The 13,549-nt window shown below is 56.6% G+C and carries 11 protein-coding genes and 2 tRNA genes; 7 read left to right on the forward strand and 6 right to left on the reverse strand.

Annotation, left to right across the window (positions count from 1 at the left end; all coding sequences use genetic code 11):
* Positions 1-44: 44 nt before the first annotated feature.
* From sS8_RS26140 to sS8_RS26160, 5 genes are all read right to left on the reverse strand, one after another.
* Positions 45-410, reverse strand: a complete 366-nt coding sequence (locus tag sS8_RS26140; RefSeq protein WP_119632324.1) for a DMT family transporter — start codon at positions 408-410, stop codon at positions 45-47.
* 3 nt (positions 411-413) lie between these two features.
* Entirely contained in the window at positions 414-2,156 is a 1,743-nt protein-coding gene (locus sS8_RS26145; protein ID WP_197716638.1) for a UbiA family prenyltransferase, read from the reverse strand.
* Positions 2,157-2,446: 290 nt separating this feature from the next.
* Positions 2,447-2,731, reverse strand: a complete 285-nt coding sequence (locus sS8_RS26150; RefSeq protein WP_119632326.1) for an EscU/YscU/HrcU family type III secretion system export apparatus switch protein — start codon at positions 2,729-2,731, stop codon at positions 2,447-2,449.
* The gene (gene fliK, locus sS8_RS26155; RefSeq protein WP_119632327.1) at positions 2,728-3,834 is read right to left on the reverse strand and encodes a flagellar hook-length control protein FliK; all 1,107 of its coding nucleotides are present in this window, start codon (positions 3,832-3,834) and stop codon (positions 2,728-2,730) included. Before fliK ends, sS8_RS26150 begins: the two co-directional genes overlap by 4 nt.
* Positions 3,835-3,839: 5 nt before the next feature.
* On the reverse strand, positions 3,840-4,706 hold the full coding sequence (locus tag sS8_RS26160; protein WP_119632328.1) for an HDOD domain-containing protein: 867 nt from the start codon (positions 4,704-4,706) through the stop codon (positions 3,840-3,842).
* A 214-nt stretch (positions 4,707-4,920) separates the two neighbouring features.
* Between sS8_RS26160 and gltX the strand changes: the two genes are divergently transcribed.
* The 5 genes from gltX to sS8_RS26185 all read left to right on the forward strand — a co-directional run bounded on the left by gltX (position 4,921) and on the right by sS8_RS26185 (position 9,073).
* Complete coding sequence (gltX, locus tag sS8_RS26165) at positions 4,921-6,324, forward strand: glutamate--tRNA ligase (protein WP_119632329.1); 1,404 nt, start codon at positions 4,921-4,923, stop codon at positions 6,322-6,324.
* A 44-nt stretch (positions 6,325-6,368) separates the two neighbouring features.
* Positions 6,369-6,444: transfer RNA gene (locus sS8_RS26170), tRNA-Ala, on the forward strand.
* 23 nt (positions 6,445-6,467) lie between these two features.
* A tRNA-Glu gene (locus tag sS8_RS26175) sits at positions 6,468-6,543 on the forward strand.
* Between the two features lie 731 nt (positions 6,544-7,274).
* Positions 7,275-7,889 carry a hypothetical protein gene (locus sS8_RS26180; RefSeq protein WP_119632330.1) on the forward strand — a complete coding sequence of 205 codons (615 nt, stop codon included), beginning with the start codon at positions 7,275-7,277 and terminating at the stop codon, positions 7,887-7,889.
* A gap of 101 nt (positions 7,890-7,990) precedes the next feature.
* Positions 7,991-9,073, forward strand: a complete 1,083-nt coding sequence (locus sS8_RS26185; protein ID WP_119632331.1) for a patatin-like phospholipase family protein — start codon at positions 7,991-7,993, stop codon at positions 9,071-9,073.
* Positions 9,074-9,668: 595 nt separating this feature from the next.
* On the opposite strand, the gene sS8_RS26190 is transcribed toward sS8_RS26185, so the two are convergent.
* Complete coding sequence (locus sS8_RS26190) at positions 9,669-10,013, reverse strand: hypothetical protein (protein WP_145986688.1); 345 nt, start codon at positions 10,011-10,013, stop codon at positions 9,669-9,671.
* A gap of 34 nt (positions 10,014-10,047) precedes the next feature.
* Here sS8_RS26190 and cysE point away from each other — a divergent pair, with 34 nt between their 5' ends.
* On the forward strand, positions 10,048-10,875 hold the full coding sequence (gene cysE / locus sS8_RS26195; RefSeq protein WP_119632333.1) for a serine O-acetyltransferase: 828 nt from the start codon (positions 10,048-10,050) through the stop codon (positions 10,873-10,875).
* A 747-nt stretch (positions 10,876-11,622) separates the two neighbouring features.
* Complete coding sequence (gene nifA / locus sS8_RS26205; protein WP_119632335.1) at positions 11,623-13,248, forward strand: nif-specific transcriptional activator NifA; 1,626 nt, start codon at positions 11,623-11,625, stop codon at positions 13,246-13,248.
* Positions 13,249-13,549 lie beyond the last annotated feature (301 nt).

Below are 13,549 nucleotides of genomic sequence, written 5' to 3' on the forward strand. Positions count from 1 at the left end.
GACCGGGTATTGCCGCAGCAACGCTTTTCCCACGGGAATTTTCGTCAACTTCGCCCTACCAGGACCACGCCGGTGCAAATCAACATAATTCCCAAAAGCCGCCATAATCCGACCTGTTCGCCCGCCAGCAGTCCGGCGAGGGCTGCCATGCAGAATCCCAGCCCGACGAGGGGATAGGCCTTGCTGACATCCCAGCGTGCGAGCACGGTGAGCCACACGGCAGCGCCCAGGCCATACAAAAAGAAGCCGCCGGCCACGAATCGGTTCGTCAGTATCGTGAGCAAAGTGGTGGGCATGAACGGCTGCCCGAGGAGACTTTTGATTTCCGGGTGCGACATCCCGGTTTTTAACGAGAACTGGGCTGCGACCGACAGGACGATGCTGATTAAGGCGATCAGGAGCGTATTCATGGATCACCCCAAAGCGACGAAATGGGCAGCCAGGGTTGCCGTAACCATTGCTGCGACGGTGACCCGGCTGCCGAAGTCGCGCAAGGCATAGACGAGTGGATCATCATGCATTTCGCCGCGTGCCGTCTTGATCCAAAGGCGGCCCAGCCAATAGATCAGTCCGACGGCGACCAGCCACAGCAGGTCTGGCGTCGCGTAGCGTGCCTCCGTCTCGATTGCGCTGACGAATAGAGCGAATACCAGCACAGCGCACAGCCCCGCTCCAACGCCCATGGGCCAAAATACAACCAAATCCCCTACCCGGTAGTCGCGTCCGTTGGTTCCGGTTCGCCCTATAAGGCTTAACGACAACAGTTCGGAACAACGTTTGACCAAGGCCAGGCTTAAAAAAATGAAGACGGAAAATGCGAGCAGCCAGACGCTCGTCGTAACTTCCACCGCTGCGGCGCCCGCAACGATACGCAGCGTATAGAGCACCGACAGCATTAGGACATCCAAGAGCACATACTGTTTGATGACCCAGCTATAGCTTCCGGTCAAGAACAAGTAAGCGATCAGCAGCAGGAGAAAGTTTGTCGATAAAGTTGATGCCAAACCCGCCGAAATGACCAACAGACCGGCCGAAGCCGCGAGTGCTCGCGGGATCGGGATTTGCGCACCGGCGAGAGGGCGATGGCGTTTCCTCGGGTGACGGCGATCACTGTCCAGATCCAATAAGGCGTTGACCACATAGGTAGCGGATGCTGCAAACGAAAATGCAAGAAATGCAATAGCGGCCGCAGCCAGATTTTCGAAGTCGGTAAATGCAAAAGCGGTCAGCAGGGGAACAAAAATCAAGAGGTTCTTTAACCATTGATGCACTCGGCATAACCGCAGCCAAGCGGATAAGCCGCCCGTCGAGCGAGGAAATTCTCTTTCAACCAAGGTGCTGTTTCTGACGGATTTTGAAACTCGAGAGGACGCTCCGACCAGAACAGCCGCATGGGCTTCTTTCCAGATAGGCAGATCCGCTGTGCTGTCGCCGACATAAACAAAGCGGGTGCCGACACGTTGTCGAATCGCGCGCAGTTTGGTTTCCCCTTTGAGATTGCAGGTTTCATCACTGGCCAAGACCTCATCGAAAAAACCCAGATGGGCGGCGACCGCATCCGCGATGATCCGGTTGGCGGCGGTGGCAAGAACGATGCGGCGTCCTTTGGTCCGCTCGTCTCGTAAGAAATGACATAAGTTTTCCTGGTAAGGGATGGTGTCTGCCGTAAAGCTGATTTGAGAAGCAATCCGTGCTTTTAGGGTGGAACGTCCCTGAATGAGCCAGAAAGGTAGACGGAGAACGTTCCAGGGATCACGTTTTACCGCCTGGACAGTCGATTCGACCAGAGTGTCGGTCAGGGTGAGCGTACCGTCCAGGTCGACGACCAGCGGGGGAAGACCTGCTGTACCGCCGGGGCGGATTTCGGGCACCCGCTCCAGGTTCCCAAGAAAAAGATAAGTTTCCCGGGATTTCAACGTCCATGTAACCGATTGACTCATATAACCTCCAGAATTGCGCTTCGAGCTTTCCAAGCACGCGAATCGGATTATTTTCCGTCGAGAATATTCAATTTCCGTACCATATTTATAGATATCTGATTTTGAAGGGATTGTGAAAAAGACTTGGGCTGCGTTTCCGTAAGCTTTATTCGACGTGCGGCGAGCACCCAACCTGGCCGGGACTGGAGCGCTCGATGGCAGATCCTTGATTTGCAAGAATCTTGCGATGATTGAGGCAGCACCGGTAGCTGGCCGGGACCCGTAAAGTTTTCTGACGCAGCGGTCCGAGGCCGTCTTGGCGCCGCCTTAGCGGCTGATTCTGGGAGTTTGCGGTGGTATGGAAGTTTTCTCCTTACAACATGAAGGCGATGAGGCAGAGAATGTGCGCTGAGCGGCACTTCGTTCGTAAAAAGTCGAACCAAATGCCACCCGGGTTTCGCACTGAAAGTTGCGAGGTTCTCGTCCAAATCCAGGCGAGTCCGAAAAATAGTCGGCTTTCATTTCCGTCACAAAATTCCTTTTTCCGGAAGTTTACCGCTTAAGGAGTACGCGAAAGCGATCACTTCCGCCACGGCAAGATAGAGCTCGCGCGGAATCTCATTGCCCAGCGGAATCTTCGCCAGCACGGTCGCCAAACCTTCGTCGGTATGCAGCGGAATATCGTGTTGCCGCGCCAGCTCGAGGATCTGCTCCGCGACCGCGCCTTTGCCTTTCGCGGTCACCCGCGGGGCGTTTTCTCCGTCGTAGTGCAGGGCGACGGCGATATCGGGGGGATTGACGAGCCGGCTCATGCGCGGAGATCCACCAGCGGCATGGAGATGTTATCGGAGGGCTTCGAATCGGGCGGGCGATCCAGCGGCGTCAATTGGCCTACGCTCAGTCCCGCGCCGTGCAGACGTGCTCTCAAACGTTCGCATTGCTCGCGGATCAGGTCCGACGTCGCTGCCGTGTCGCTCCACAGATACGTGTCGATTATGTGGCCCTTCAAGACGAGGCGTGCGTAGAACCTTCCCAGCCCCGGCGGATGCAATTCCAAACTGACCGCCCAGTAATCATCGGCCTTCTCGCTCCCGGACCCCGCATCTTTGGCGATAAGCAGCTTTGCCGCGTCGTGATGCGGACCATCGGTAAAAGGGATTTCCAATTGCCATACGGAAGGAGCGGTGTCTTCCGCGGCCAGAGACCCGAGCTGATCCGTCACTACCTTGGCCAGCGCGGCTTCTATTTGTCGCTGGATACGTTCGATTCCGGGGCCACTCTCGGGCGCCGGAACGTTCGGTTGGTCCGGTGTTCGGTGCGCCTTGAGCCTGTCGAGAACGCGCAGCAGGTTCGCCTTGAAATCCGAAACGACGGTGTCGGCAACCGTACCGATATCACCCGCGAGTTTTGCCTCCAGAAATATCCCCGAGTTCGATAAACCTTTCGCCAAACCCTCAGGCGTCGCCAACTCGGATTTTTCGGGGATCGCATCCACCAGGTGCGCCAGCATTCGCATGATCGTGGCGGGCAGGGCGGATGTCCGGCCGGCCTGAGCAATGAGTTGGCGGAGTTCGTGGATTACTTCGGCGAGCGGTTTCTGTTGCGGCAAAAACCGGCGTAAAGCCTGCTGAACCGGCGATTCCGCGGATCCGGAGTCGGGACCACGAGGGATCACACGAAGCTCGGGCATGGTTCCGAGTTTGATTACCTCGAGTTCGAGCATCTGTCCCGGCCGCAGGCTCGCGCTGCTGCTTGCGGTCAGGGTGCGGCCATCGCCGTCGAGTCGGAGCAGAAAGACCTTGTCTTCGAGCTGCTCTTGAACGAAGGCCCGAAGAATTTCACCGAGCTTCAGCGGCTGCGTACCGGCTTGAAGCAGGGTCGTCGTCTGAATCTGGACGGGGCGTCGGACTTCCATCGGTGTCAAGGCGTGAGCATCTGCTGGATTTGTAAAATCTCTTCCTTGGCGAGACCTAGCACATCTTTGCTCAAGTCCGTCGCGGGCTGTCCCGCGATGAGCTTGCGATAGGCGGGAATTTCATCCATCCGCGGATGTTTGTGAATCTGCAGCGTGCCGACGAAGCTGTGGAGCTGGGACAGGATGACCAGATCCGTGTAATCCGGCGCGCCGGAGTGATCGCGAAACCAATTTTCCGCATGGACCGTCACATTTTCGAAATCCGGCGGAAAATTCCATTTTCGCAATATCATCGCACCGATAGGTGCGCGTAGCGCTTGTATCGCCTGGTCGAGGTGGCGGGGATCGACGAGCAATTCGGGATGCCTGTCGGCAAACGTGAGCACGGGAACGCTGCCGATATCGTGAACCAGTGCGGCAAGCATCGCCCGATCCGGATCGAAGCCCCGCGTCTTGTGGGCCAGTACGGCGCAGATGGCGGCGACATAGCTGCTGTGTGCCCACAGTTCATGCATGCGCTTCCGAATCTGGGGCGTCCTGGCGATGAACACGGTCTTCAGGGAAAACGTGGTGATGAGGTGCTGCGCCGCTTTAAGTCCCAGCCGCGTCAAGGCTTCCGGGCAACTCTCGATTTTCTTGCGGCCGTGATAAAGCGGACTGTTGGCAATATGGATCAGCCGTGCCGTAATGGCGGGATCAACCTGAACCACCCGTGCGATCTTCGAATTGTTCGCGCGGTCATCGTTGATGGCCTTGCGAATCTTCATGGCAATGTCGGGGAGTGTGGGCAGCACGAGCTTTTCCTCCCGCATTTCCCGGTAGCAGAGCTGCAATAATGGATTTTGAAGAGTATCTGCCTTATCGAGAGTCATTACGAATGGCTTGTTTCAATGGGATCGCCGGCAATGCTTAATCCGAGAAAACTATAAAGATAGTTTGGTTTTCATCCGTGGTGGCCGGGGGGCGGGCTCCACGATGAAGGAGTTCGCGCGATTTTGGTATCATTACCCTTTCGCCTCCATCTCCTAGTCACCGAGCGCTGACGATAAAGTCGGCGGATCTAAGTCTTTTTTCAGGATTATTCGAATGACCATACGTACCCGATTTGCTCCCAGCCCTACGGGTTACCTGCATGTTGGCGGCGCGCGAACCGCGCTTTTTTCCTGGCTTCACGCGCGCAAGCATGGCGGCACCTTCATTCTGCGCATCGAGGATACGGACTTGGAGCGCTCCACGGTCGAGGCGGTCAATGCGATTTTGGAGGGTATGACCTGGCTCGGGCTGGAATACGACGAAGGACCGTTCTATCAAACCCACAGGTTCGAGCGCTACATGGCCATTGCCCAGCAGTTGTTGAACGAAGGCAAGGCCTATCACTGCTACTGCACTAAGGAAGAACTCGACACCCTTCGTGCCGAACAACAGGCCCGCAAGGAAAAGCCTCGCTACGACGGGCGTTGCCGCCATCGTACCGCGCCGCGCGAAGGCGTTCAGCCGGTCGTGCGGTTTTGTAATCCGGACGAGGGCGAAGTGGTCATCGAAGATTTCGTGCGCGGCCGGGTGGTCGTAAAGAACAGCGAACTGGACGATCTTATCATTCTTCGTTCGGACGGCACGCCCACCTACAACTTTACCGTCGTTGTCGACGACCTCGACATGCAGATAAGCCATGTCATCCGTGGAGATGACCATCTCAACAACACGCCGCGCCAGATCAACATTCTGAAGGCACTGGGCGCGACGCCGCCGAAATATGCGCACGTGCCGATGATTCTCGGCCCCGATGGTGCGAAGCTATCGAAACGTCACGGAGCGGTCAGCGTCATGCAATACCGCGACGAAGGCTATTTGCCCGAGGCGCTCATCAATTATCTGGTTCGTCTGGGCTGGTCGCACGGCGATCAGGAGATCTTTTCGGTGGACGAAATGATCGAGTTGTTCGACATCTCCGACATCAACCATTCGGCCTCGGCGTTCAATCCGGAAAAATTGTTGTGGCTGAATCATCATTACATCATGCACAGCGATCCGCTGCGCATCGCGCACCATCTACGCTGGCATCTAGGGCAGCTCGATATCGATCCTACCTGCGGTCCGGATCCGGTCAGGGTAGTCGAAGTGCAGCGCGAGCGCTGCAAGACGCTGGTCGATATGGCGAAAGCCAGCGTGTTTTTTTACAAGGAGTTCGAAGACTACGACGAGAAGGGCGCAGCCAAGAATCTGAACGCAAACACCCTGGCGGCGCTGCAGGCTCTGGAAACACAACTGTGGGCACTGGGCGATTGGAGCCGCGAGGCGATTCATCAGGTCATCGTAAAGACGTCGGAAACGCTTGGGGTGAAAATGGGCAGTGTTGCTCAGCCGCTTCGGGTTGCGTTATCCGGATCGACGGTGTCCCCGCCCATCGATGTTACCCTGGAGTTACTTGGAAAAGACACTACGCTTTCCCGAGTCGGCCGCGCCATTGCCTATATCGACAAAAAAACCTAGACAAACGCGAAGTCTTTCTTTAATATTCGCGTTCTCGATCGCGTGGGGCCATAGCTCAGCTGGGAGAGCGCAACAATGGCATTGTTGAGGTCGCGAGTTCGATCCTCGCTGGCTCCACCACTCACCGACCGATCAAGTTCCTTGTCCCCATCGTCTAGAGGCCTAGGACACCGCCCTTTCACGGCGGTAACAGGGGTTCGAATCCCCTTGGGGACGCCATGTTCATATAACCATAGGGCAGCAAGGCCGTATCGGTTATTTGCCCATCCCGCCGCAACACATTTTTCCACTCCCGCTTTACCGGAATGCACCGAATCGGTCTCTTAAGCCGTTGCCGGTGTGCCTGTCGCACCGCGGCCATATCGCCTTGTATCGGGTTCTTGGAGCGTCCTATTCCATCATGAATAGGTTTCGATCGCCCCGCGCATACCCACCGCCAGATTTGACGAGAGACAGTCCTGCCCGTGGAATAGCAACACAAAAAAGTCATGCGATGAAATAAGCCAGCAGAAACTTCAGTATGGAAAGCTTTTCGTCGATAACAATCACCAGCGCATTTTGCGGCAGATTCGGATACAACTCGATCATTTAGGCCGCGTCGATGGCAAACGGCGGGTCCGTATTGATTCTCGGTCATCTCCCAAGAACGATCCGGGGGATCGGCCGGTCGCTTTCCCTCGTAATTATCTGTATTGATCGCGCAACCACCCGAGCGCATCCTTATGCGTCGGAGCCTACAGCGAAATCATTCAATTTCGGGCGCTTTTGCCGGATGTCCGGTGTGTGCGGAATTCGCCGATCGAGGAGTTATCGAGACCGCGACCGGCCGCTAGGGATAAGCAGGAGCGAAAGGCCAGGCAAAGGGTGGAAGGATGGCAGAGGAAGAAAGCCCCGGATCCGACAAAGTGACCGCGACTGCCGCGGAGAGTATGAGACAGCGCCGGGCTTCCATGTCATCCGAATATTGGCTGGACATTGCCAGCGCTATTCTGCTGTCGGTGGCGGCTCTGGCCTCGTCGTGGGCCGGGTACCAGTCAAAACGCTGGAGCAGCGTGCAATCGTCCGGCTACAATGCGTCCTCCACGCTGTGGGTCCAGTCGTCCCGTGTTGCAACGGTTGCCTATCTTTACCGAGCCGTTGATCTACAAGTATTTATCGAATGGCTCAATGCCTATAAAGACGGCAACGAAGAACGGGCAAGATTCTTTGAAGAACGATTCCGGTCCGAATTCATGCCGGCCTTTGAGGCATGGAAGGCCACTCGGCCACTGGAAAATCCCGCCGCCCCCAGTTCTCCCTTCGTCTTGCCGGAGTACCGCCTGGAACTTTCCAGCCGCGCCTCTCAATTGGAGCAGGACGCAAGCGCGGCCTCGGTTCACGCTCAAGCCGCCGGCCAGCAGGGTGACGATTATGTACTCAGCACAGTCATCTTTTCCGCCGCCCTGTTCTTTACCGGTATTGCTGCCCATTTCAGCAAACTCCGCGTCCGCGTTGTGTTGTTGGGCATCGCCGGGGTGATGGTTCTGGTCGGGCTAGCCGAGTTGGCGACTTATCCGATGACATAGACGGTGTAAGCGGCGTGGCCGGTTGCCGGCAAATCGCGCGGCGCAGGAAATTGCCATCACGCTCTTCTAGTTCGCGAAACTGACACGGAGGATTTTTCCCGATGAAACCCAAAGTTGCGATCGCCTGCCAGGGGGGCGGAAGTCAGACCGCATTCACCGCTGGTGTTTTCAAGGCTCTTTCGGAAAACAAAGTCCGAGATCATTTCGACATCGTCAGCATAAGCGGAACCTCGGGCGGCGCCATCTGCGGCTTTATGCTCTGGTACGCCATCAAACGCGGCGAAACTCCCATTTGTAAACGAGTACTGGATTTTTGGAACGACAATGCCGCCAAGACCTACCAGGAGCGGGTTCTCAACGATTCGATCATTCACTCGCTTTATTTGGGCGGCAAGGGGCTGATACCCCAATTCAATTTGAGTCCCTCTTCTCCGTGGGTAAAAAATTCGTTCTCCGTCGCTACGCTCGGGATTCGGAACGAATTCACGGATCTTGGCGCATTGCTGGCATCCCATGTCGATGCTCGGGAGCTGGCGTCCTTGGGGCGGCAGCCGGAGCCGCCGATTCTGGTCATCGGCGCCTGCAACGTCCTTACCGGAAGACTGCATAAGTTCAGTTCATACCTCGAGCCCGTCAAGATCGAACATCTTCTGGCCTCCGCTTGTGTTCCCAGCATCTTTCCGGCGGTATCGATCGGCGACATGGCATTTTGGGATGGGCTGTTTTCGGATAATCCGCCCATCGCTACCCTGATCGATCCTCGTTTTGTCGGACCTCGAAATATGCCCAATGAGATTTGGGTGATAAAAATCAATCCGACGACGGCCGATGAGATCCCGGTCGCGCCGGACGACATTCTCGACCGGCACAACGAACTGACGGGCAACATATCCCTGTTTCACAGCCTGCGCCAAATCGAGCGGATCAACGATTTCATCATTACCGGAGCATTCAACGACGAGTTTCTCGCCGAATTCGATATCAAGGATCCGATAAAGATTCCTCGCTCGTTTCCCGACGATCCCGATGCGCCCTACCACATTCCGAGAATAGAAATGTCGGTCGAATTGGCGAAAAGCCTGGATTATGAAAGCAAGCTCGACCGCTGCCCCGAACATATTGCCCGCCTCATCAGGGATGGCGAAGAGCAAGGACGGCGGTTCCTGGAATCGAGATTGTCGTAAGAAGATGAAAGTTACTGCAGTTATTGACCGGTTATCCGAATGACCGGCTCACGGGGATTCGTACGAGTCCGGATACCGAGCGCAAAACCTTTCGGACAAAAAAGCCCGGCTACGGGGTGCGAGCCGGGCTGTCGCCGAAGGCAATCTCAAGGATTGATGCGACGTTTTCAGCGTAGTTCAAAATCGGCAGAAGGCAAGTCGTGGGTAATACGTAGGAATACGCATTTCCGTACGTCCGGTGCTGAGACAGAATGACGCCGCCAACCAAGGTTCATGGACGAACCGCCCCAAAGCTAGGGGCTTTTTTTCGGCTCCGATAAAAAACCCGGCCGAAGCCGGGTTAGCTCAACATTCGTTGAAGTGGGAGGATAAGATATGCCACTTCAATTCCAGCAAGTACCATGCCAATCGCTTGAAATCAAGCTAGGTCATTGAAAATTGGTGTGCCCTGAGGCGGGCCGAGCGAGAAAAGCCGAGTTGTCGAGCTATTGCGCGCTATTGTGGTGCCTGTCTGTCCATCTTGGATCAGTGCAACTACCTGGGCAGAAAAAAACGTTCGGGGATTGCGCGGCTAGGGTGTTCCGTGCCTCATCCGTCATTGTTTCAAGTCATCGAGAATCAACCGCTCGGTTCGGTCCGATTGGTCGTCCGGATTTGTAAGAAGTCTCACAAAAAGGAAGCGATTGTCGCGTTTGCCACGAATTTCCGCCATCGGTATAAGCATATTAAACATTGATCTGAAAGCATTTTTGTCCGGAATTGCCGTGGCATGGCGCGTGCTTCGATAGATATAAATGATCGCTGAGTGATCGGGCAAGAGTTCATGGCTGCTGCGAGGCCGGATGCGGGTCGGACTCAAGTGCTGTCTTCCAAGCGGACCGGCAGCGGGATTCGGGCCTGCGAACGGGGCGATCGATGGTTCTCCATAAATATTTTTCACACCGTCGTACGAACGCGATAGAGGTAGCGCGATAATGAGAAATCGAGTTTACAACGAGATTCCGGACTCGGAGGCCGAGTCTCCCTCGAATGCGGGCGTTCGACTTGAATCGGCTTCTTCGTCCGAGCCGGTCGTCCGTCCTCCGGCCCGGAGTCTGTTCGCGGAGTGGCGGGAAGATGTGGCTTGCGTTTTCGGGCGCGATCCGGCCGCGCGCACTCGCTTCGAAGTGTTGACGACTTATCCGGGCTTGCATGCTGTTCTCATACACCGTCTGAACCATCGCCTGTGGCGGCGCGGCTTTTTTTACGGGGCACGCCTACTGGCGTTCTTGACCCGGCTTTGGACCAATATCGATATTCATCCCGGAGCAACCATCGGGCGCCGCTTTTTCATTGACCACGGCGCGGGGGTGGTCATCGGCGAGACGGCGGAGATCGGTGACGATGTTACGCTCTACCATGGGGTTACGCTGGGAGGAACTACCTGGAACAAAGGCAAGCGGCATCCCACTCTGGGTAACGGCGTTCTGGCCGGCGCCGGCGCCAAGATTCTGGGGCCGATTACGCTGGGCGACAATGTGCGGGTCGGCGCCAACTCCGTCGTCGTCAAGGACGTGCCGGCGAACCGTACCGTGGTCGGTATTCCGGGCAGAATAGTTCAGCCGAAGGAGGGGGTCACCATGAACCCGAAGCGAATCGATCTCGACCATCATCATATTCCGGATGTGGTAAACCAGACCATGGCCGACATGATGGCCCGCATCGAATCGCTGGAGAATTTGGTTGCCGCTCTGACGCCCCCCGAGAACGAGCGCTTGGTCCCGTTACGGAATGTCGGAACGATACGCGGCAGAAGGATTTAGAGCCCATCACGGGAGGCCTACTAATGGCCAAGAAAGTAAAGCCACAAGAGCCCCTCTCCCTCTGGGACAAATCGGCAGGGCAAGGCGCAACGCGACGAGGGGGCAGGCCAGGGATGGGCTGCCCTGGACTCGCGAGCGAAGCGGGACAGCGTCGCGTGGCGACGCCGATTTACTCGCCTCATCCCTGAGGCTCGCCCTTCGGGCCGTGCTTCGCACGTTCCCGTTCGCTCCCGGCGAACGGGAACGTGCGGGCTCCGCTTGCGGCTCCGCATAGGGAATGTGCGGCGTGATTGGGTTGGGGTGAGGGCGATTCGAATAGGACTTTACTTTCTTTACGCACAGTAACAACTTTCGCCAGATTCAGCGCATGTCCCTTGACTCGCTCAGGGCGAGCAAGACCGATACCGGGACGATCTCGGAATTCGGATGTTATGAAAGCCTGCCCCTGTCCAATCGAAATCCCGGCGCTTCAGGTGTTGGATTTTCCGTAGTTTCATCCAGACAGCCCTCCGGGATCGTGCCGGTTTCGATTTATGACCGACATATTCCCGCGGTGCTCACTTTGACTTACCTTCGCCTTCCGGATCGCAATCGGACGATAGAATTCAGTTTCTATTAAGGTCGCCAGAAGGCACAGATCCTGCTTTAACCATTAGTTTAGGTTTTCTAGTCGCCAGTGGAAGCTCATCGGAGCCGTATTCGTGCGCCTCAGGGCAGTGCGGGCTAACCCTACCGTATAGGCCGGCCATGTCAGCAAGGCAAGCAGCTAACCCATGGGAGAAGCGTAGAAGTCTTGAGCTGATCACGCTTTACGAGATCAGTAAGATTCTGAGTTCGTCCCTGGATATCCACAAAACTCTGCGGGAGGCGCTCAACGTTCTTTCGTCGCACATGCATTTGCCGCGCTGCATGATCAGTTTGGTGCAGGAGAATACCGACGTGCATGTTATTGGGGCGGCGGGCTTGTCGCGCGAGGAAATCGCACGCGGACAGCTGCGCAAAGGTGAAGGAATCGTTGGCAAAATCATTAAGACCGGTATTCCCATCGTCCTTCACGATATCGCCGATGAGCCGCATTTTTTGAACAGAACCGGTTCGCGTGATCTTTCGAGCGGACAAAAAATCGCGTACATAGGGATTCCGATCAAGGCCGTGGGCGAGACAATCGGCGTTCTCGGCGCCGACCGCGACATGACGACCTATCATGGATATCTTGAGCACGATGTCCGTTTGCTCAAGATGGTCGCCAACTTGGTCGGCCAGGCGATCAGGCTTCACCAGTTGGTAGCGGCGGAGCGCGAACAGCGGATGAAGGAACAGCACCGGCTGCAAAAAGCGGCGGCGCCCGTTCGAGGTCTGGTTAACGTCATCGGGGAAAGCCAACGTATGCAGGAGGTGTTCGCCGAAGTGGAAAGGGCGGCGGCGGTTCAATCCACGGTGCTGCTGCGCGGAGAAACCGGTACCGGCAAGGAAGTGATCGCCCATGCGATCCACCATCTGAGCTCGCGCCGTAAAGGCCCTTTCGTGCGGGTCAATTGTGCGGCTTTGTCCGAGACGCTGCTCGAATCCGAACTGTTCGGGCATGAAAAGGGGGCTTTCACCGGCGCGACCCAGGAGCGTAAGGGGCGATTTGAAATGGCGCATGGCGGTACGCTGTTTCTCGACGAAATTGGCGACGTGTCCCCGAACTTCCAGGTCAAGCTTCTGCGCGTACTACAGGAACGGGAATTCGAACGAGTCGGCGGCAATCGGCCGATACAGGTCGATGTGCGCCTGATCGTGGCGACCAACCGCAATCTCGAGGAGGCGGTGCTCAAGGGCGAGTTCCGCGCCGATCTCTATTTTCGGATCAACGTGATCTCCATACTTCTGCCACCGCTTCGGGAGCGCCGTGACGACATCTTCTTGCTGGCCGATCACTTTCTGGAACGTTTCAACCGGACCAACCAACGTCAGCTCACGCTCTCGCCCGAGGCGAAGCAGATTCTGGCGGAGTGCTATTGGCCGGGCAACGTCCGCGAATTGGAAAACTGCGTGGAGCGGACGGCCGCCATGTCGCGCGGCAAGGCGATTCGCGATATCAATCTGCCATGCCAGAAAAACATGTGTTTTTCACTGGCCCTGAGGCCGATTTCCCAGATCTCGAGCCCGGTTCCCGCAGCGCCTGCGGAGCCGGTCGCGGCAAGTCTGCCCGGGGGCGATACGCAAACCCGGGGACGGGTACCGGAGTTCAAGTCCCCCCGCGACAGGCTGGTCTGGGCGATGGAGGAGTGCGGTTGGGTGCAGGCCAAAGCCGCGCGGCTGTTGGGCATGACGACGCGCCAGATGCACTACGCGCTTCAGAAGTACCATATCGAGATCAAAAAACTCTAGATCATTGTCTTTTTCGCACGCTTCGGAATCCGGCTCCAATTGCCGCCGGAGCGGCTCTTATTCGCCTCGGCATGCGGTAAATCAATCGTTGCCTGTACCGGAAGACGTGTGCGTATTCGATGGATTCGACCTTGGGCGCTGTGAAGCGTGTTTCCGGCTGGCGAAAATCAAGCGTTGACTTGGAGTCGGTTCGCATGTTATCTATACGATGCCGGCACATGTATACTTTTTGTGACATGAATGCGCGGTAGGTGCACGGAAAGGCGGCTCAACCGACATTTGGATGCCGTCGGAAGTGGAC

Source organism: Methylocaldum marinum (assembly GCF_003584645.1).
Lineage (GTDB): Bacteria > Pseudomonadota > Gammaproteobacteria > Methylococcales > Methylococcaceae > Methylocaldum > Methylocaldum marinum.

What these genes read in the sequence shown, in the direction of transcription:
- nifA (WP_119632335.1), top strand. Translation starts at nt 11,623, where the DNA reads ATGTCAGCAAGGCAAGCAGCTAACCCATGGGAGAAGCGTAGAAGTCTT.
- cysE (WP_119632333.1), top strand. Translation starts at nt 10,048, where the DNA reads ATGAGAAATCGAGTTTACAACGAGATTCCGGACTCGGAGGCCGAGTCT.
- sS8_RS26140 (WP_119632324.1), bottom strand. Translation starts at nt 410, where the DNA reads ATGAATACGCTCCTGATCGCCTTAATCAGCATCGTCCTGTCGGTCGCA.
- fliK (WP_119632327.1), bottom strand. Translation starts at nt 3,834, where the DNA reads ATGGAAGTCCGACGCCCCGTCCAGATTCAGACGACGACCCTGCTTCAA.
- sS8_RS26185 (WP_119632331.1), top strand. Translation starts at nt 7,991, where the DNA reads ATGAAACCCAAAGTTGCGATCGCCTGCCAGGGGGGCGGAAGTCAGACC.
- sS8_RS26180 (WP_119632330.1), top strand. Translation starts at nt 7,275, where the DNA reads ATGTCATCCGAATATTGGCTGGACATTGCCAGCGCTATTCTGCTGTCG.
- sS8_RS26150 (WP_119632326.1), bottom strand. Translation starts at nt 2,731, where the DNA reads ATGAGCCGGCTCGTCAATCCCCCCGATATCGCCGTCGCCCTGCACTAC.
- sS8_RS26160 (WP_119632328.1), bottom strand. Translation starts at nt 4,706, where the DNA reads ATGACTCTCGATAAGGCAGATACTCTTCAAAATCCATTATTGCAGCTC.
- gltX (WP_119632329.1), top strand. Translation starts at nt 4,921, where the DNA reads ATGACCATACGTACCCGATTTGCTCCCAGCCCTACGGGTTACCTGCAT.